At 58.6% G+C, this 18,319-nt stretch carries 16 protein-coding genes; 7 read left to right on the forward strand and 9 right to left on the reverse strand.

The genetic code is table 11. From position 1 onward, the window contains the following. The 3 genes from SIC19_RS11890 to SIC19_RS11900 form a co-directional block, all read right to left on the reverse strand. Positions 1-477, reverse strand: coding sequence for a DUF4124 domain-containing protein (locus SIC19_RS11890; RefSeq protein WP_075195634.1), 477 nt, complete (start codon positions 475-477; stop codon positions 1-3). 128 nt (positions 478-605) lie between these two features. Then, positions 606-1,814, reverse strand: coding sequence for an OmpA family protein (locus SIC19_RS11895; RefSeq protein ID WP_041332481.1), 1,209 nt, complete (start codon positions 1,812-1,814; stop codon positions 606-608). Positions 1,815-1,901: 87 nt separating this feature from the next. Further along, positions 1,902-2,114, reverse strand: coding sequence for a hypothetical protein (locus tag SIC19_RS11900; protein ID WP_185906501.1), 213 nt, complete (start codon positions 2,112-2,114; stop codon positions 1,902-1,904). On the opposite strand from SIC19_RS11900, the gene SIC19_RS11905 reads away from it, so the two are divergent. Further along, positions 2,049-3,212, forward strand: a complete 1,164-nt coding sequence (locus tag SIC19_RS11905; RefSeq protein ID WP_127400823.1) for an ISL3 family transposase — start codon at positions 2,049-2,051, stop codon at positions 3,210-3,212. The two genes, SIC19_RS11900 and SIC19_RS11905, sit on opposite strands and share 66 nt — an antisense overlap. A gap of 67 nt (positions 3,213-3,279) precedes the next feature. On the opposite strand, the gene SIC19_RS11910 is transcribed toward SIC19_RS11905, so the two are convergent. Beyond that, entirely contained in the window at positions 3,280-5,610 is a 2,331-nt protein-coding gene (locus tag SIC19_RS11910; RefSeq protein ID WP_075195635.1) for an ATP-dependent helicase, read from the reverse strand. A 185-nt stretch (positions 5,611-5,795) separates the two neighbouring features. Between SIC19_RS11910 and SIC19_RS11915 the strand changes: the two genes are divergently transcribed. The 3 genes from SIC19_RS11915 to SIC19_RS11925 all read left to right on the forward strand — a co-directional run bounded on the left by SIC19_RS11915 (position 5,796) and on the right by SIC19_RS11925 (position 9,091). Beyond that, the gene (locus SIC19_RS11915) at positions 5,796-6,176 is read left to right on the forward strand and encodes a DUF2237 family protein (RefSeq protein ID WP_075195649.1); all 381 of its coding nucleotides are present in this window, start codon (positions 5,796-5,798) and stop codon (positions 6,174-6,176) included. Positions 6,177-6,180: 4 nt separating this feature from the next. Next, a complete protein-coding gene (locus SIC19_RS11920; protein WP_075195636.1) occupies positions 6,181-8,322 on the forward strand; it encodes a tRNA(Met) cytidine acetyltransferase TmcA in 2,142 nt (713 codons plus the stop codon). A 73-nt stretch (positions 8,323-8,395) separates the two neighbouring features. Further along, positions 8,396-9,091 (forward strand): ankyrin repeat domain-containing protein, encoded by a 696-nt coding sequence (locus SIC19_RS11925; RefSeq protein WP_036211096.1) that lies wholly within the window; start codon positions 8,396-8,398, stop codon positions 9,089-9,091. A 41-nt stretch (positions 9,092-9,132) separates the two neighbouring features. Here SIC19_RS11925 and SIC19_RS11930 read toward each other — a convergent pair whose 3' ends face one another. Beyond that, on the reverse strand, positions 9,133-10,236 hold the full coding sequence (locus SIC19_RS11930) for an enoyl-CoA hydratase/isomerase family protein (RefSeq protein ID WP_075195637.1): 1,104 nt from the start codon (positions 10,234-10,236) through the stop codon (positions 9,133-9,135). A gap of 136 nt (positions 10,237-10,372) precedes the next feature. Here SIC19_RS11930 and SIC19_RS11935 point away from each other — a divergent pair, with 136 nt between their 5' ends. Beyond that, entirely contained in the window at positions 10,373-10,714 is a 342-nt protein-coding gene (locus SIC19_RS11935) for a c-type cytochrome (protein WP_075195638.1), read from the forward strand. 12 nt (positions 10,715-10,726) lie between these two features. Here the strand turns inward: SIC19_RS11935 and ppnN are convergent, their stop codons facing one another. Next, positions 10,727-12,121, reverse strand: coding sequence for a nucleotide 5'-monophosphate nucleosidase PpnN (gene ppnN / locus SIC19_RS11940; protein ID WP_075195639.1), 1,395 nt, complete (start codon positions 12,119-12,121; stop codon positions 10,727-10,729). 162 nt (positions 12,122-12,283) lie between these two features. Here ppnN and thiI point away from each other — a divergent pair, with 162 nt between their 5' ends. Next, the gene (gene thiI / locus SIC19_RS11945) at positions 12,284-13,738 is read left to right on the forward strand and encodes a tRNA uracil 4-sulfurtransferase ThiI (protein WP_075195640.1); all 1,455 of its coding nucleotides are present in this window, start codon (positions 12,284-12,286) and stop codon (positions 13,736-13,738) included. A gap of 5 nt (positions 13,739-13,743) precedes the next feature. Here the strand turns inward: thiI and SIC19_RS11950 are convergent, their stop codons facing one another. After that, positions 13,744-14,757, reverse strand: coding sequence for a histone deacetylase family protein (locus tag SIC19_RS11950; protein WP_036211081.1), 1,014 nt, complete (start codon positions 14,755-14,757; stop codon positions 13,744-13,746). Positions 14,758-14,928: 171 nt separating this feature from the next. Here SIC19_RS11950 and SIC19_RS11955 point away from each other — a divergent pair, with 171 nt between their 5' ends. Next, on the forward strand, positions 14,929-16,383 hold the full coding sequence (locus SIC19_RS11955; RefSeq protein ID WP_036211077.1) for an NAD-dependent succinate-semialdehyde dehydrogenase: 1,455 nt from the start codon (positions 14,929-14,931) through the stop codon (positions 16,381-16,383). Here SIC19_RS11955 and SIC19_RS11960 read toward each other — a convergent pair. After that, positions 16,380-16,811 carry a phosphate ABC transporter substrate-binding protein gene (locus SIC19_RS11960; protein ID WP_081899327.1) on the reverse strand — a complete coding sequence of 144 codons (432 nt, stop codon included), beginning with the start codon at positions 16,809-16,811 and terminating at the stop codon, positions 16,380-16,382. The two genes, SIC19_RS11955 and SIC19_RS11960, sit on opposite strands and share 4 nt — an antisense overlap. 14 nt (positions 16,812-16,825) lie before the next feature. Then, complete coding sequence (locus tag SIC19_RS11965; RefSeq protein ID WP_075195641.1) at positions 16,826-18,022, reverse strand: hypothetical protein; 1,197 nt, start codon at positions 18,020-18,022, stop codon at positions 16,826-16,828. Between the last annotated feature and the right edge of the window lie 297 nt (positions 18,023-18,319).

Raw genomic sequence — 18,319 nt, forward strand, 5'->3', positions numbered from 1 at the left:
TCAGGGCTTTCGGTACACTACATCTTCCACGCAGCCGTCCCGAAAATACACGTAGGTCAGTTCATAAAGGGCGCCATAGTATTTCGTCTGGTATACCCAGGTTTCCTGGGGTGTGGGGTAGGTTTCCGGAGGTCGGCCAAAGGCTTCTAGAACATGCTCTTTGGTCATGCCTTTCACCACCTGTTCCCGCACCAGATAGCGCCGCAGGTCGGTGGAGTTAATAAAGCGGCAGGTGTCTTCACTGATCGCCTCCTGTGTGCTTTTTTCCGGTTCTTCCACTGTTTCATCACGCTTGGGTGACGGCGGGAGGTTCTGGCCAAAATTGCCGCCAATCCGGTTGTCACGGATGGTGATTTCCTCGGAGTCTTCCCCGCAGGGCTGGTCCGAAAAGCGAGTATCACCACCGGCATCGCACCGGTAAACCTGGGGCCACGCAGCAGCGGGTATACCCCATGTGAGAATAAAGACGAACAACATTCGCTTCACGGCATTCTCTCGCGAGCATGAAATTAAGGGCGCCTGCCCGCCAATAAAAAAGGCGCCCGAAGGCGCCTTTTCGTTGAGCTGATCTGCACAGGATGTCTGTACAGGATCAACGTCGACGCTTAACGGCGAACCTGAATGCGAGCCTCAACCCGACGGTTCTCCGCGCGGCCAGCAGCGGTCTCGTTACTGGCAACCGGCTCGGACTCACCGTAACCAACGGCATTCACACGGTCCTCACTGATGCCCAGGGCATCGGTCAGCCGGGTGGCAACTGCCTCGGCACGGCGCTGGGACAGGAAGCGGTTGTATTCCGCCTCGCCAATGCTGTCACTGTGACCGGCGATTTCCACGTTGGTTTCCGGATACTCGAGCATGAAATTGGCGACGCGGCGAATTTCATTGTCGAAGGCATTGCCGATCACCGAACTGTTGGTCGGGAACTGTACGTTCAGCTCGATGGTTTCGACGGTTTCTGTCACGCCTTCACAACCCATGGCATCCACGTCTGCGCCTGCAGTCGTGCCGGGGCACTGGTCCGCGCTGTTCACCACGCCATCGTTGTCGCTGTCCAGTTCACAACCACGGCTGTTGACGCTGGCGCCCGCCGGTGTGTTGGGGCACTGGTCCATGCTGTTGGCGACGCCGTCACCGTCGTTGTCACGCTCACAACCATTGCTGTCAACGTTCACACCTGCAGGTGTTCCGGCGCACTGATCGCGGTTATCCGGCACGCCATCGTTGTCGCTGTCTGCGGCTTTGCGTGGTGAGGGCTTTGAGTCCGCGACGGTGCGAGAGAAGGCAAAGCTCAGGCCAAGGGTTGCCTGGGTATCGAAGGTGCTTTCGTCAATGCCATGGAACTCGCGCAGGTCCGCGCGAATGGAAACGCTGTCACTGACGTTGTAACGGAAGCCCGCCCCGACGTTGACGCGGGTTTCGTCATGATTGGAACCGGCTGTCTGGTAGCTCAGCACATCGTCGCCGAAGTCCGCGTGGCCGGCACCAGCCGAGACATACGGATTCCAGGCTTCATCCTGGCCGGCAAAGTAATAGAGGCCGTCCAGTCGATATTCTTCAAAGTCGCTACTGCCATTGACGTACTTACGATCGGCATCCGCCTTGGAATAGACGCCTTCCACGGCCCAGTTGGGGTGGAAGCGAAATTCCGCGCCAATGCCCAGGGTGCCGGTTTCACTGAGGTCGCGCTTGTCGTCAAACAGCTGGAAGCCGGCAAACGGGTTCAGGTAAATGGTTTGCTCGCGTTCGGCGAGTGCGGGGGTCGCAAGGGATGTCGTCAGGGCCGCAATGGCCAGTGGGCGCATGATATTCATGCAGAACCTCCTGTTCAATTATCGTTGTAAAAAGTACTCATGTCGTACTTTCGCATAAAGCATTGCTGCAGCGTACTTACGTGAAATTTAAGGTTCATCGCGGGTTAGCGTGAAAAAGTAGGAGACGGCGGTAAAACCGGTTAGTTTTGAGTTCGCCAAAACAACAAAATTAGCCAATCCACCGCCGCCTCTATGAATGCTAATCTTCTTGATCTGTTCTGGGAAGGATTCACGATGGAATCCTACGTCCAGATTGACGCCCACTCCGTGCTCATCCGACTGCAACCTGCCGCTGATCATCTACCCTGCTGCAGTGGTTGTAACCAGCACACGCTTGCCATCCACGACACTAGTACCCGACGAGTTCGAGAGCGCGACCTGTTTCATTATCGAGTTTGGCTGGATGTGCCTGTCCGTCGAGTTCGCTGTGTATCCTGTGGTCCCAGACTTGAACAGATTCGCTGGTTACCAGGGCGACAGCGCCTGACAGCGGGCATGATCAATTGGATTGAGTCCTTGGTGCGCCTGATGCCAGTTCAGCATGTAGCAACCCTGTTGGGGTTGCACTGGCATACGGTCAAAGCCGTCGACCATCAACGTCTCAAGCGGGAAGTGACTGAGCCTGACAGGCATCGAATTCGCCGATTGATCATGGATGAGTTCGCCTTGTTCAAGGGGCACCGGTACGCCACCGTGGCGATTGATGCAGACACGCAGCAAGTGCTCTGGGTTGGAGAGGGGCGTAGCCGAGCCGCTGTGCGTCCCTTCTTTGAATGGTTAGGAGCTGAGGCGTGCACGCGGATCGAAGCTGTGGCGATGGACATGAATACCGCCATGGATCTGGAAGTTCAGCATCATTGCCCTAACGCTCGCGTGGTTTACGACCTGTTCCATGTTGTCGCCAAGTTCGGACGGGAAGTGATTGATCGGGTTCGGGTCGACCAGGCCAATCAGCTTCGACACGACAAGCCCGCTCGAAAGGTAGTGAAGCGAAGTCGCTGGCTATTGCTCAGAAATCGGACCAACCTCAAAGATGATCAAGCTCTGAAGCTCGAAGAGTTGCTGCAGGCTAACCAGCCTCTGATGACAGTGTATGTGCTGAAAGACCAGCTCAAAGAGCTCTGGTACGCCCCTTCAGAGGACGAAGCCAAGCAACGCTGGCAGGACTGGTTGAATCTGGCAATGAGCAGTGGGCTGGCACCAGTTCAGCAATTTGCCAGACGCCTCAAAGGCTATGTCGAAGGTATTATCGCCAGTGCTGTCTACCGGATGAATACCAGCGTCCTGGAAGGGATGAACAACAAGATTAAGGTCATCAAACGGATGGCCTATGGCTACCGGGACAACGACTACTTCTTCCTTAAGATAAAAGCAGCGTTTCCCGGTAAAGTGCGATGAACCAAATTTAAGTCAGGGGATTCAAAAAAACAAAAAAAGAGGGCCAGTGTTACGTCCGCAATTGTACTCAGGCCCTTGATGACATGGCGGTAAAATACAGGTGGGCACTTTTTTTGCTGAAATTCAGGGTGTCACCGTTGTCGAAAGCGACTTCGAAGGACCGTTCGTCCTCCCCCGTCACTGAGCCCGGCCCGAAGATGGCATGGCTGAGACGGTTTCTTGCCCAGAGCGGTGTCGTCTCCTCGGCCGTTGCTTCCGTACTTGTCTGCAATGTGACGCCTTGAAGGTGCGCATAGCGAAGACCGGTCGACGTCAGTGGTACGGTGGCTGTCAGTGCGTCAGCGCTGTCGCAGGAACGCCCGCCCAGCCACTGGCCAAACTCTTGGGACAGTGGAAAGCACAACTCATCGACAAACCGGCTTGGGCCCTGGTCGCCGTCAAGGTGTCTTTTTTCTCCGAATGGCCGGGTGATCAGGTGTAGCTGCTCCCGGGTTCGGGTCATGGCCACATAGAGCAGGCGGCGTTCACTTTCCAGGAAGGCCTTGGGGTCGTCCTGGGCTCGGGGGCTGTAGGGCAGGTACTTCTCCTGCAGTCCCGGCAGTATAACGGTCGACCATTCCAGGCCCTTGGTTCGGTGGATGGTGGAGAGCAAGGCGCCGCCATGGCGATTTTCACCCGCCTGTTTCTTCAGAGCCTTGAGGTGTTCCAGCGCGCCGTCAATGCTGACATCGAGTCCCGAGAGGTACAGCCGGAAGCCCCGGATGGTCTCGATGCGTTCGTCCGCGGTTTCATGGGTCAGTGCCAGGCTGCGAATGCCCTCGTAGAGTTCGGTTTCCTCCGCATAGCGGGATATCAGATCTGCCACTGAGCCTTTGAAGCGCTCCAGCTGTGCCAGTGTTTCCCCCAGCTTGCGGAGCTTTTTGGCCGCCATGGGGGCCAGTGCGTCAAAGTCCATGGCCAGCAGCCGCTCGTGCCAGCCCTCGCCGAACCCAGCCAGAAAGCGTGCCAGCTGTTCGAGCTCGGGCTCCTTGAGGCCCACATGGGGGAAACGCAGCAATTGCCGGGCAATATCAAGCCGGTCTTCATCAGGCAGATTGCGAATCCGGCCCGACACCACCATCAACAGGCTGGTGATGGCCTGAACCTCGCGACTGAACAGGGCTCCCTTTCCGGCGTCGATACGGTAGGGCACTTGTCGCGCGAGCAATTTCAATTCGATAGGAACACTCTGGCTCCACACCCTGAACAGGATCGCCGTGTTGGCAAGTGCTTCGTCGTCCATGGGTTGCAGTAGTTTCAGGACGAGATCACTGTCGTTTTCCTGCTGGTGCAGGGTGATGCCGGTCTCAGGTGTGGTTGGATGGGAATGGCAGAGCACATCCTTGCGACCGGTGTTGTGACAGATCAGGTGATTGGCCAGCAGAGCCACCTGATGGCCATACCGGAAGGTATAGCTCAGGGTCTGCTCCAGTGGGCTTTCAAACTCTTCGCTGAAACGCCTGAGTATAAAATCGGGTCTGGCGCCCCGGAATTCGTAAATCGTCTGATCCGGATCGCCCACGACAGTCACCCGTGCCCGGTCACCGGCCACGTATCTGAGCAGTAGATGCTGGATTTCGTTGGTGTCCTGATACTCATCCACCAGTACCAGGTCCATTTTGTTGCCGACCAGGCGCTGTAAGGGCGGGTTCTGGTGAATGGCCATCACCGGTTCGTACAGCATGTCGGCGTAGCTGATGCGGCTCTGGGATTTGCGCCACTGTTCAAAGCTGTGGAACAGGTCGATCAGGTAGCGGTGTTTGTCGGAATAGCCGAGTTCCTCAAAGACGATGTCCACCGGGGACAGGGTGGTTTTCACCAGGTCGATGAAGTTAACGGCGGTTTCGACAAAGTCTTTCTTGTTGCGGCGGATCTCGTCGGCCAGGTCTTCTGGCGCCAATCGCCGTGTAAGCTGCCAGGCCTGATAGCTGATTTCCTGGTCGGTGAGGATCTTGTCGGAAAACCCGGGCAGGAAACCCTCCCGCACGAACCGTTTGTAAAGTCGTAACCCCATGGCGTGGTAGGTGCGAATTTCAGGTGTCGCCAGGCCCAAATTACGTGTTACGTCCTGAAGTTTGTGTTCAAAGTCCACCCGCGCAGCGCGGTTGAACATCAACACCAGCATACGGTTCGGATCATGCCCCTGTTCCAGCAGATAGCGGATGCGCCAGGCCAGAGTGGACGTTTTTCCACTGCCCGCCACGGCGGTGATTACCGCATGTTCAAAACCTGCGGTGATGATGGCCCTTTGCTCATCAGTGAGGTAATCGGGCAGATTGGAGGTTTCAGGTATTTGGGGTGGGGGCGACATGCTGTGTATTGTACCCGGCGACTGGTAGTGCTGATACTGGTGCCGCATAATCCTGTTACTTTTGTGCGTGGCATCTGGAGTAAGTCGCTCATTGGGTGCAGGAGGATTTGGATAGCCGCTTCCAAAACACGCTCAAGCACATCCCTGTGGCGCTTGAGCTCCGCCATCCATGGCTCCGCACAGTTTTGGAAGCGGCTATCCAAACCCTCCCCCTAATTTTGGAGAATGATGTTATGGCTGCAACGGCTGAACCGGTGAACGTGCTGGGTGAAAAGTTGGAAGTGTGTGGTACAGATCCGGAAACCGGGTTTTATCGGGATGGGTGTTGCAACACTGGCCCGGATGACCTGGGGGCCCACGTTGTCTGTGCAGTCGTCACAGATGATTTTCTGGAATATTCAAGTGCTCAGGGTAACGATCTGAGTACACCAAGACCTGAATTTGGTTTCCCCGGTTTGAAAGAAGGGGATTCCTGGTGCCTGTGTGCATCCCGCTGGCAGGAGGCGTTTGAGGCCGATAGTGCGCCGCGTGTGAAGTTGCGTGCGACGCATCGTTCAGCGTTGAAGTATTCAAAGCTGGAAGATCTTAAACGTCACTCCGTGGATTTGAGCTGAGTGGATGGCGGATCAAATCGGGCCTGATCTGGCCGGGTGGCAGGAGCTGCAAGCCGGGTTGCGGGCTGCCGGACATCGGCGGTTGGTGGTTCTGGAAGGTGAGCGGGCAGCTGCTCTTACGTGGCTGCGTGAACTTCTTCCAGTATTGTCGATAGCGCCAGGCGTCTGGACCGGGCCGGTTGAGGATCAGCCGGAATCCTCGCTGACCTCGATCAAACCGGTCGAGGGACGTCGCTGGCTGGGACAGGAACTGGCTTGCGTGGTCTGGGATGGCTGGCAGGGGAATCCGCCGGACGGTTTTGCGGCGTTGTCGGGAACCCTCGCGGCCGGTGGTCTGTTTTTCTGGCTGATGCCGAAGCTGGAAAACTGGGACGGTTTCGACGATCCGGATTATCGGCGCACCGGATTGGACGGAGCCGGTCAGCATTCGTTTGCGGCTCGTCTGGCCGGAGTTGTGGCCGGTGATCCCGATAGTATTCGTATCAACCCGTCTGTTGACCCTCAGCCGCCACTGCCAACGGCTGAACCACCCCGCGATGCCTTCCGGGTAGGCGCCACCGATGACCAGCGTGCGCTTGTGGAAGAGGTTGTTCGAACGGGGCTGGGGCGGCGCCGGCGACCGCTGGTGGTGACGGCGGACCGGGGGCGGGGTAAGTCTGCGGCACTGGGCCTGTCGGCGGTTCGTCTTCTGAATGAAGGGCGGCGGCGCGTGGTTGTGACGGCGCCCGGGCCGGATGCGGTGAAAACATTGTTTCACCACGCCCGCCTGGCCAGCGGGCAGGCCTCTGATCCTGACATGGGCACGGGCGATGTTGCGGTGGGCGATCAGGGGCGGCTGGAGTTCTGGCCCCTGGACCGGCTGCTTGCTGAAAAGCCGGAGGCGGAAGTGATCATGGTGGATGAAGCCGCCGCCGTACCGGCAGACCTGCTCAAGCGGATACTGCTGGGTTGGCCCAGGGTGATTTACGCTTCCACGGTGCACGGTTATGAAGGTTCCGGTAGAGGCTTTGCCATCCGTTTTCGCTCGGTGCTGGATGCCGAAACGCCTCACTGGCGCAACACATCGCTTACGGCGCCCATACGATGGTCTGCCTCTGACCCCCTGGAGCCGTTGACGCGTCGGATGTTTTTGCTGGATGCCCAGGCACCACCCGTCAGTGATGACGAAGTGAATATCGCCGTTGAACGCTGGAACCCGGGTACCGCAGAAGACAATGAATTGGAGGAGGCCTTCGGTTTGCTGGTGGATGCCCACTACCGGACCTCACCCGGTGACTTGCGCCAGTGGATGGACGATCCGGCCGCGGTGAGTTGGCGTCTGACCCGGGGTGGTGTTCTGGTCGGCGTGCTATGGGCGACGGTGGAAGGGGGGCTGGACAGCGAGCTTGCAGAGCAGGTCATGTTGGGCAAGCGCCGCTTGCGGGGGCATCTCTTGCCCCAGTCCCTGGCGACCCACAGTGGATTTGCCAAAGCAGCCTGCCAGAGTCTGTTGCGCATCGTGCGGATTGCCGTGAGTGCCGAGGTTCGCGGTGAGGGGCTGGGGCAGACACTGGTGGCGGCTGCAAATGATTATGCGTGCAAGCAGGGGCTGGACGGTATCGGTACCAGTTTCGGCGGTAACGCCGGGTTGTTGTCGTTCTGGCAGCGGTGCGGGTTGGAGCCGGTTCGGCTCGGGCTGAAGCGCGAAGCCAGCAGCGGCGAGTATCCCCTGCAGTTGCTTGCCGGGGTGTCTGCGCAAGGTAAGGCGCTGACAGACCATTTGCGTGGCAGGTTGACGGAGCACTGGCTCACCCTCGTGCCGCGCAACTGGATAGACGCAGAGCCGGAGTTGATTCTGCGGATAACCTGCGGCCTTCCCGCTGACAGACCGCTCAATGAGGATGATTTCAGGGACCTGCACAGTTTTGCCCATGGCTATCGGGGCTTCGATCTGGCCTTGCCGGTACTGAGACGGCTGTCATTGCAAGCAGGCGTCGTCAACGGGATGGCTGACGAACGTTCGCGCTCCCTCTGGGCCAGGGCGGTGCTACAGGGTTGGTCGTGGCTCGAGTTGCAGGCGAACGGTGAATGCGTGGGCCGGGAGGCAGGCGAAGCGGAATTGCGCTCTCTGGTGGGCGATATTTTGCAGAACCGGCCGGACTTGTGAACCGCTCGCTTTCATTGCCGCCGACGACTGACCAGAATATCCGCAAAAATAAATCAACAGAGACTGAATCACCATGGCCCAGGGAACCGGCACCATCCTCGTGAGATTTCTGGCCGTCCTGGTCGCAAGCGCGCTGATGACAGCGTGTGCGACGAGCACAGATCCATCCAACCTTGAGCAGCGTCGTGCGTCGGTGGCGGATACGCCCTTGATGGCGGCGGTCAGCAACGGAAACCTTGAACAAACCAAGTCGCTTGCAGCCTCTGGCATGTCTTTGAACACACTGACTGAGGCCGGCACGCCGCTCTCGGCGGCGGTCAGGGCAGGCGAGGACCGAATTGTCTGGTTCCTGCTCAGCGAAGGTGCAGCGCCGGACCTGGCCACGGCAAGTGGTGTCACGCCACTGATGATCGCCTCAGGGGATGGCCATCGGCGGATCGTGCAACTGTTGTTGTCGGCCGGCGCCAGCGTAAATGCATCTGACGGCGAGGGTACAACGCCGGTGATCCGCGCAGCCCGTAACGGTCATCTTTCCGTGGTGAAAGTACTGTTGGCCGCCGGGGCGAACGTCAATGTGAATCAGGGTGGCCACTCGCTGCTGATGCACATTGTCGAAGGCGGGGATTTACTGACCGCCGAGATGCTGCTGGCGGCGGGTGCAGACGTCAACTATCGCGGTAGCGATGGGCGAACGGCTCTGGATCTGGCGCGTGCCAGCAACAACCGGGATATCGAGATGTTGCTGATCCAGGCCGGCGCCGAGCTATGATCCAGGCCGGCGCCGAGCTATGATGCGGGCTTGCGGCCCGTTCAGCTCAGTGCCATGGGGTCGTTGCTGTCGTCCAGTTCCGGCTCGAAGTGTTCTTCAACCACTGTGTCGGGCACGTCGCTGACGCTCGGGAATGACCAGGTGGGCTTGTGATCCTTGTCGATCAGCCTGGCTCTGATACCCTCCCGCAAATCTGGCCGCTGGGTGCAGCGGGCGGCCATGGTGTATTCCATCCGGAAGACGTCCTTCAGTGACATTTGCTGTGCCTTCTTTAGCTGGGTCCAGACCAGCCAGGCGGTAACCGGGCAGCCGCCGCGCAGGTTTTTCACACAGCCTTGCCACCAGTCGCTGTCGATCTCCGCCGCCAGGAGATTTTCAACAATGGCCGGGAGTTCATCGCCTGCGCTCAGCCTGGCGATGTCCTGTTCATGGCGCGCCAGTTCACTGGTTGGCAGCGCCCTGTAGTCCGGATGCTCAAGTTGCTTGACGAGCCGGAACAGGCGGTTGTCATCAGCCGCTGATTCACCGGTCCAGCGCTCCTCCTTCAACCGCTCTATCAATGATTCCACCTGATCTGGCAGGATGGCCATATCGGCCAGGCCAACCCTCAACGCGTCAGAGACGTTCAGCCGCGCTCCGGTCAGCCCCATGAACAGACCGATGCGGCCTGGCAGCCGATTGAGGAACCAGCTTGCACCAACATCGGGAAACAGGCCGATGGTGATCTCCGGCATGGCCAATGTGACATCGGGCGTTACCAGGCGGTAGCGGCAAGCGGAGAAAATGCCAAGCCCCCCGCCCATCACCACGCCGTGGCCAATGGCGATCACCGGTTTGGGGAAGCAGTGAATGGTATAGTCCAGGCGATACTCGCTGGCAAAGAACTCGGCCGGTGCGTCCGGATCTTCGTCGCCGGACAGGGCGCCATAAAGTTCGCGGATATTACCGCCTGCGCAGAAGGCACGTTCACCGGCGCCGCGGAATATAACCAGGCTGATGTGGTCAGCTTCGGCCCACTGATCCAGTACGGCCTGGGTTTCGTGGATCATCGACGCGGACAGGGCGTTCAGAGTGGCCGGTGAATCCAGGGTGATCAGGCCGATGTTGCCTTCCCTGCACGCGATTTCCTGAACCTGAATGGGCATGTCGACTTCTCCGCATCGAATGGGGTGATTATTGATCCATCACATTTGAGCTTTGTTCTTGCTGTGCTATAAATTCGTGCAACTTGCGCACCGGCAGAATCCTGTCGGGCTATAAAACGATGAGAGGGTAAAACCAATGAGACTGAAATACCACACCCTGGCTGCTGCCGTGTTCGTGTTGGGGGCTGCCGCTCCCGCCGTTACCATAGCCGCTGGTGATGCTGAGGCCGGTAAAGCCAAGGCCGCCGTGTGCGCAGCCTGCCATGGCAAGAATGGCATCGCGGCCATTCCGGGTTACCCCAACCTGGCAGGACAGAACGAACAATACCTCGTGTCTTCGCTCAAGGCGTACAAGAACAAGCAGCGCAACGGTGGCCAGGCCGCCATCATGCAGGGCCAGGCGGCGGGCCTCAGCGATGAGGACATTGCCAACCTGGCCGCTTATTACGCCAGCCTTCCGGCGGATGGTGGGGAATAATCCCCATCATCGTCAGGGTGTGGCGGGCGTTGCTTCGCTGATAATCCGGTAACTGGGTTCGTAAGCACCGGAACCGGGCAGTTTCATCCGGTCCTGGGCGACGAACTCTTTCAGCATCGCTTCCAGGGGTGCCAGTAGCTCCGGATCGCCGGAAATTTCAAATGGCCCCTTGGCTTGCACGTGGCGTATGCCGCTTTCCTTGACGTTGCCGGCAACGATGCCACTGAACGCCTTGCGCAGATTCGCGGCAATCAGGTGAACCGGCTGGTGACGGTGTAGCGCCAGTGCCCGCATGCTTTTATGGGTGGGCTCGAACGGCATCTGGAACACCGGGTCGATCTTCAGCATCCAGTTGAAATAGTAGGCGTCCTGCATGGCCCGGCGGAAGGTTTCCACGTCCTTCATGCCCTGTTTCATCGTGCGGGCGACTTTGTCCGGGTCGTCGATGATGATTTCGTACTTGCTGGCGGCTTCATCGCCCAGCGCGTTGCGAATGAACTGGTCGATCATCTCGAAGTATTCCGCGTTTTCCTGCTGGCCGGTAAAGACGACCGGGAAGGGCAGGTCGGCGTTGTCCGGGTGCAGCAGGATGCCGAGCAGATAGAGTATTTCCTCGGCGGTACCCACACCACCGGGGAACACAATCACGCCGTGGCCCGTCCGAACGAAGGCTTCGAGGCGTTTCTCGATATCCGGCATGATCACCAGCTCGTTGACGATCGGGTTTGGCGCTTCGGCACCGATGATGCCCGGTTCCGTCAGGCCAATGTAACGGCCGTTCTTCACCCGCTGTTTGGCATGGCCAATGGTGGCGCCTTTCATCGGGCCTTTCATGGCGCCGGGGCCGCAACCGGTGCAAATGCTCAATCCTCGCAAACCAAGCTGGTGGCCCACTTCCTTGCTGTACTGATATTCGCGCTCGTTGATGGAGTGGCCACCCCAGCACACCACCAGGTCCGGATGACGCCCTGCCTGTAATACACGGGCGTTACGGAGGATGTGAAAAATCAGGTTGGTGATGCCTTCCGGGTCGTCCCGGCGAAGACCGACCGCGGACTGGGGGATTGAGTAGGAATAGATAATATCCCGCAATACCGAAAACAGGTGTTCGCGGATGGCGCGCAGCATTTGCCCGTCCACGAAGGCGTGGGCGGGTGCATTGACCAGCTCCAGTTTCAGACCCCGTGGCTGTGGCACCAGGCGAACGTCAAAATCCGCATGGGCTTCCATCAGGGTTTTACAGTCGTCGGTTTCAACACCGGTATTGAGCACGGCCAGGGCGCATTGCCGGAAAAGCCGATACAGCCCTCCTTCGCTTCGGTCCTTGAGCCGGTTGACTTCAAAGTTGGAGAGGATTTCCAGGCTGCCTTCTGGAGATACCAGGGCATTGATGGTGGATTCGGTCATGAACGCAAAAGCTCCTGAATGTTCTGCGGGCCCCTGGCGTCAGGGCGATGCCTTTTTATATGAGTATAGCGAGTATCGGGAATGCCTGATTTTGAGGCAAACGGCGAAACCGTTACACTAAGCGCTTTACTGTAATTACGCTACCCGACAGACGTCCGATTTATGAAACTCCTTATACGCCCCGCCGCCGAAGTGGCCATCAAGAGCAAACCCGTTCGCCGGCAACAGATGCGGCACCTGCGGCAGAATATTCGCAAACTGCTGGCACGCCTGGACGACGATATCCACGTTGAGGGTTCCTGGGACAGGGTTGATGTGGCCATCCCGGATGGGCGCGGCCTTGCGGGCCCGGTGATTGATGAGTTGGGCCGTATTCCGGGCATTTCGACCATCCAGGAGATAGGTGTATTTCCCTGGATAAGTATGGACGACGTGGCGGAGCAGGCAGTAGCAGCCTACGCAGACCGTATCCGCGGAAAAACCTTTGCGGTTCGGGTTCGCCGCCACGGTAATCACGGGTTTCGCTCGATTGATTTGGAGCGCTTTGTCGGCTCCGCCCTGTTTGAGGCTTCCGAGCCCGAGGGCGTAAACCTTCGCAACCCGGATATTGAAGTGCGTATTGAGGTCCATGAGGATCACTATCACATTGCGCATCGCAAACATCGTGGTGCCGGCGGCTACCCATTGGGCGCGGTGGAAACGGTGATGACATTGGTGTCCGGTGGTTATGACTCCTCGGTGGCGGCCTACCTGATGATGCGTCGGGGGCTTCGCTCCCACTTCCTGTTTTTCAGCCTGGGCGGTCCCGCCCATGAAATTGGCGTGCGCCAGGTGGTGCATTACCTGTGGGATCGTTACGGCGCTTCCCATGGTGCCAAGTTCATTTCCGTACCCTTTGAAGGCGTGGTCGCTGAAATCATGCGTTCAGTCAACCAGCGACATTGGGGGGTGGTGCTCAAGCGCCAGATGCTGAAAGCTGCCTCAGACATTGCAGCCGCCAATAACGCCGCGGGGCTGGTGACCGGTGATGCCGTGGCGCAGGTGTCCAGCCAGACCCTGTCAAACCTCAACGTGGTGGACCGGGCCAGTAACGAGGTGGTACTGCGGCCGCTGATTTCCATGGACAAGGAAACCATTATCAACATCGCCCGGGACATCGGTACTGAGCCATTTGCTCGTACCATGCCGGAGTACTGCGGTGTGATTTCCCGTAAGCCGGCCACCCGCGCCAAGCTGCATCGGGTGGAGGAAGATGAAGCCGCTATGGACACCCGGGTTTTGGAGCAGGCCATCGCCAGCCGTCAGGACACGCCGGTCAACCGCCTTCTGGAAACCACCCGGACGCCAGAAGAGGTTGAGCTTGTACATACACCGGCTGTGAACGATGTGATTATTGACGTGCGCCACCCGTCAGAAGGGGAGCAGTCACCCCTGCAGCTCACCAGCAATCAGGTGGTGGAGATACCGTTCTACGAACTGAATGAGCGAATCCAATCGATGCCGGACGACAAGCAGTACCTGCTGTACTGTGACCGCGGCACCATGAGCCGCATGCATGCCTGCCACCTGAAAGCCGAGGGCCACACCAATATCAAGGTGTATGCCCCGGCGAACTGAGGTGGTTACCCTTCCAGCCCCTTGAAGAACTGCTGCACGTTGGCACTCAGGGCTTCCAGGTCATAGCCGCCTTCCTGCACAACCAGTGTGGGAAGACCGGTGCGACGGATGTCGGAACCGAGGCGACAGAAGCCTTCCGAAGACACTGATACCTTGGCCTGGGGGTCGTTGTGGTAGATGTCGAATCCCAGGGTAAGTATCAGCACGTCTGGCTGGAACAGTCGAATGGCGGCCAGTGCCTCATCCAGTTTGGCGAAGAAATCTTCCTCCGAGGAGCCGTGGGGCATCGGTAGGTTGATGTTGTAGCCAAGTCCCTCGCCTTCACCGCGCTCGTCCTCATAGCCACTGACCACCGGGTAGAAATTGGTGGGGTCGCCATGAATCGAGACATAGAGAACATCGCTGCGGTCATAGAAGATTTCCTGGATGCCCTGGCCGTGGTGCATGTCGGTGTCCAGTATGGCGATCCTGGGATAACGGGGTTTCAAATGTTCTGCGGCAATCGCGGCATTGTTGAGGTAGCAGAAGCCGCCGGCGGCGTCCTTTCGGGCGTGGTGGCCCGGTGGGCGACACACCGCATAGGCATGGCGCTCGCCGGCAACCAGGGCGTCAGCGGCGCCGAGCGCTGTCTGGGCCGACCAGTAGGCGGCATCCCAGGTGTTGGCTCCGATGGGGCAGCTGCCATCGGCCTGGTAGCGTGCAGCTTCCGCCAGGATGCCTTTGAGGGCGTTTGGTGATCGGACGAAGATGTTGGAAATCACTTCGTCACCCCAGTCTTCCATCTTTGCCCAGCGCCGGTGGGCAGACTCCAAAAAGCGCAGATAGCCCAGATCGTGGACCTTTGAAATTGCACCGGCACCCTGGTCTGCCGGCTGCAACACCGGAATGCCCATGGCCTTCAGGCCTTCCAGCATTTGAGCGGTGCGATCAGGAACTTCCTGGGGCTGACGCATCTGGCCGCGGGTGAAGTAGGTCTTGGGAAGATGTTGGTCCTGCGCGGGATGAAAAAACGCCTTCATGTTCCTGCCTCCTGATAATGACATGGTTCGAGTATAGGCCCCCGCCGGCGCTGGTCAAAACACCATGGTCTGACTTTACAGTGGCGGTTTCTGCATCCACTATGAGAGACATATCACACTGACGCAAACCCCAATTTATACAATCCGAGAACATTGTGAAAAGGAGCCGAGATGATCGAGTCACCACTGCTTCCCAAGCTGACTGGCTACATCGGCGGTCGCTGGTCTGAATCGCCGGACGGTAACACCTTCGATGTCTATAACCCGGCCACGGGTGAGGTGGTTGCCAGTGTGGCATCGATGTCCGAAAGTGAAGTGTACAAGGCCGTTGAAGCGGGCAAGTCTGCGCTTCGTTTAACCAGTCCCTATTCCATCGAAACCCGTCGCAAGTGGCTGGAAGATATTCGTGATGCACTCAGGGCCAATAAAGAGGAAGTGGGCCGCATTCTGTGCATGGAGCACGGCAAGCCGTTGAAGGAAGCTCAGGGTGAGGTCGATTACGCCGCCGGGTTCTTCGATTACTGCTCCAAACACATTCAGGCGCTGGACGCCCATACCATTCCCGAAAAGCCGAAAGACTGTACCTGGACAGTGCACTACCGCCCGGTTGGTGTTACCGGCCTGATCACGCCCTGGAACTTTCCCATTGGCATGATCGCCAAGAAGTTGTCTGCCGCCCTGGCGGCCGGGTGCCCGTCGGTGATCAAGCCGGCCAGTGAGACGCCGCTGACGATGATTGCGCTGTTCGCGCTGATGGACAAACACGTCGACCTGCCAGACGGCATGGTCAACCTGGTTATGGGCAAGGCCAGTGTGATCGGCAAGGTGCTTTGCGAAAGCCCCGACGTGCCCATGCTCAGCTTCACCGGCTCTACCGAAGTGGGCCGCAAGCTGATACTGGATACGGCAGATCAGGTGAAGAAACTGGCCCTGGAATTGGGTGGCAACGCACCGTTTATTGTCTTTGACGATGCGGACCTGGATGCCGCTGCTGATAACCTGATCGCCAACAAGTTCCGGGGCGGCGGCCAGACCTGTGTCTGCGCCAACCGGATTTTCGTTCACGAGAAAGTGGTGGATGAATTCGGTCAGAAACTTGCCGACCGGGTCAATCGCATGACCGTGGGTAATGGTTTGACGGAAGACGTTGACCTCGGCCCGCTGATCAACAAAGCCGGGTTTGATAAGGTGAAGCGCCACGTGGAAGACGCCCTTGAGCGGGGTGGTGAACTGGTGGCAGGCAAAATGCCGGCAGACCTTGGGGATGGCCACCTGTTCTTCCCGCCGACGGTCATTTCCGGGGTGACCCGGGACATGTGCTGCTCCCGCGAGGAAACCTTCGGGCCGCTGGTGCCCATGGCCACTTTCCGCACTGAGGACGAGGTTATCGATGCCGGTAACGACACCGAATTTGGCCTGGCGTCATACGTGTTCACGGCCGACGCGGAGCGCGCCCAGCGGGTGGCCGCCGGGCTGCGTTTTGGTCATTGCGGCTGGAACACCGGTACCGGACCCACGCCGGAAGCGCCGTTCGGGGGCATGAAGGCGTCCGGCACTGGTCGCGAAGGCGGCCTGGAAGGCCTGTTCGAATTCGTCGAGGCCCAGACCGTTCCGCGCGGGTTTTAAGGTTCCGGCGTCAACAGGACCTTAACGGAATCATCCACCAGGGTGGAATCGAGATAACCGATACTGCCCAGGGTGGATGACACCACACTCTTCATGCTGTTCGCCGAGGATACCTCCCTTGGCGGATGGCCCTTTCCGGTCAGAACCTGCCGCGACCAGAACGACTTCAGCCAGGCGTCATTGCGCTCGGTGATCAGGTCATTGAACTCATCCCGCATGCTGTTGCCCGCTGGAAGCTGGAACGCGACCACGCGCTGGCCGTCAGGCATTCGTGAGCTGCGGTTCAGGTAGATGTCCTTCACCTGTTGCACGGTGATGGAATCCGGGCCACCGTGGTGGCCGATGATCACCAATTCCGCCCGCGAGACACTGCTCAACAGGCACAACGCAATGAGCAATGCAGGCACGGATACGCGTCGAATCGCCATGGTGTCCCTCCTGATCAAAATGCGGCATCAAGCCGGACAGTGTATACGTCAGTGCTGTCGAATCGACCGCCGGGATTGCCGGCCAGGGCATCCAGTTGGTTGCCAATCAGGCCCCCAGTGGTTTTGCCAAAGCCCCGGGCGTGGGTCCAGTCCACCTTCATGGCAACCGAGGTGGTCATGTCCCAGCGGAAGCCCAGGCTATAGGCCTGGCGGCGCACGTCCAGTACCTCCAGTGGCGTGCCGTCACGCTCGTAGTTGTCCTGGCTTTCGACCCAGGAAGCCGTTACATAGGGCGTGACTTCCTTTACCCGGTAGCCAAGCGTGATGTAGGCGGAGTCGGTGTCCTGGTAAAATCCGTCCACCTCAACCCGTGTCAGTTCCGACATCAGCAGCCAGCTGCCATCGTCGTAGGACAGGCCCAATCCCATGAACTCGGTTTTTTCTTCGTCACCAAGCGGTGGTGTTCCGCCGATGGTGGCTTCTGCATGGGCGTACACGCCACGGAAGGTCCAGAGGTAATTGGTCCAGTTGGCGGTCAGGCCGGTTATGTTGCGTAGTTCCACATTGACGGTCTGGCCAAGGGAGGCGGCATCATCGTCAAGGTGTCCTGCAAAGGCGCGTGTCTGAATGGATGAGCCAGAGAGGTTGATGGTATAGGCCGCATCGGCGCCCAGATAGCTGCGAACCGGCACCGGGTCGTAGACTGCTTCGGGTGGTCGCGCCCAGGGCTGACCATAGCCAATCTCCAGGGTCTCGGATTCCATAAACAGCGGCAGGCGCATTTTACCGGCCCGCAGTTCAGAGCCATTGCTGAATTGTTGTCGCAGGTAGCCCCATTCCAGTTCCGTGTCCCAGTCTTCGCTACCACGGGACACCAGTTGCAATACCGCGTCGGTGTTGCGGCTCAGTGAAAAGGTGCTCTGCAGGCCGAACAGGCTGAGGGTTTCAAGGTCGGATTGTTCCGTTGCCTCGTCGTAGCCGGCGTCATTATTGGCGCGGGTATAGCCGGTGCTGAAAAAACCGTTAAGGCGAACCTTTTCCAGGCTCGATTCGGTCATCTGCTTCTGCATGGAATCCAGCCGTTGTTCCAGCTGGTCAATTCGCTGGCTGTCATCGGCCATAGTGGGAAACGACAGGGTGGCGGTCAGTGCAAGGGCGGAAAAGGCAAAACGGGGGGTAAAACGGGCAGTGCTTCGGTATACGGAGTACATCGTACATCATCTCCTTTGATGTCTGGTCGCAAGATGCGGGCGCCTTCCTGGCTTCAGGGGACTTATGTCTTGCCCCTGCAATTTGTCTGGTGCGGGAAAACGGTGACCAGCAGAGGAACAGGAAGTTCTTCCGGGCAACCCGCGGTGGCGAGTATACCCAAGTTGACGCCAGTTTCATAAAAAGTGTTCACATTTTCTGTATCGGTACCTTACATGTGTGCGGATAATCCCAGCTCACCCGCATCCGGCAAACCCTCCTTTCTCCTGTTATAATTCCGCACCTGTTCATTTAACCAG

It is taken from the genome of Marinobacter sp. MIT930201, assembly GCF_047122665.1.
In the GTDB taxonomy this organism is placed as follows: domain Bacteria; phylum Pseudomonadota; class Gammaproteobacteria; order Pseudomonadales; family Oleiphilaceae; genus Marinobacter; species Marinobacter salarius.

Excerpts from the sequence above, each read along its gene's own strand:
- ppnN (WP_075195639.1), bottom strand. The coding sequence starts at position 12,121 with ATGACCGAATCCACCATCAATGCCCTGGTATCTCCAGAAGGCAGCCTG.
- SIC19_RS11905 (WP_127400823.1), top strand. The coding sequence starts at position 2,049 with ATGGAATCCTACGTCCAGATTGACGCCCACTCCGTGCTCATCCGACTG.
- SIC19_RS11935 (WP_075195638.1), top strand. The coding sequence starts at position 10,373 with ATGAGACTGAAATACCACACCCTGGCTGCTGCCGTGTTCGTGTTGGGG.
- SIC19_RS11915 (WP_075195649.1), top strand. The coding sequence starts at position 5,796 with ATGGCTGCAACGGCTGAACCGGTGAACGTGCTGGGTGAAAAGTTGGAA.
- SIC19_RS11955 (WP_036211077.1), top strand. The coding sequence starts at position 14,929 with ATGATCGAGTCACCACTGCTTCCCAAGCTGACTGGCTACATCGGCGGT.
- SIC19_RS11910 (WP_075195635.1), bottom strand. The coding sequence starts at position 5,610 with ATGCGGCACCAGTATCAGCACTACCAGTCGCCGGGTACAATACACAGC.
- SIC19_RS11965 (WP_075195641.1), bottom strand. The coding sequence starts at position 18,022 with ATGTACTCCGTATACCGAAGCACTGCCCGTTTTACCCCCCGTTTTGCC.
- SIC19_RS11890 (WP_075195634.1), bottom strand. The coding sequence starts at position 477 with ATGTTGTTCGTCTTTATTCTCACATGGGGTATACCCGCTGCTGCGTGG.
- SIC19_RS11950 (WP_036211081.1), bottom strand. The coding sequence starts at position 14,757 with ATGAAGGCGTTTTTTCATCCCGCGCAGGACCAACATCTTCCCAAGACC.
- SIC19_RS11920 (WP_075195636.1), top strand. The coding sequence starts at position 6,181 with ATGGCGGATCAAATCGGGCCTGATCTGGCCGGGTGGCAGGAGCTGCAA.
- SIC19_RS11895 (WP_041332481.1), bottom strand. The coding sequence starts at position 1,814 with ATGAATATCATGCGCCCACTGGCCATTGCGGCCCTGACGACATCCCTT.
- SIC19_RS11925 (WP_036211096.1), top strand. The coding sequence starts at position 8,396 with ATGGCCCAGGGAACCGGCACCATCCTCGTGAGATTTCTGGCCGTCCTG.
- SIC19_RS11960 (WP_081899327.1), bottom strand. The coding sequence starts at position 16,811 with ATGGCGATTCGACGCGTATCCGTGCCTGCATTGCTCATTGCGTTGTGC.
- thiI (WP_075195640.1), top strand. The coding sequence starts at position 12,284 with ATGAAACTCCTTATACGCCCCGCCGCCGAAGTGGCCATCAAGAGCAAA.
- SIC19_RS11930 (WP_075195637.1), bottom strand. The coding sequence starts at position 10,236 with ATGCCCATTCAGGTTCAGGAAATCGCGTGCAGGGAAGGCAACATCGGC.
- SIC19_RS11900 (WP_185906501.1), bottom strand. The coding sequence starts at position 2,114 with ATGATCAGCGGCAGGTTGCAGTCGGATGAGCACGGAGTGGGCGTCAAT.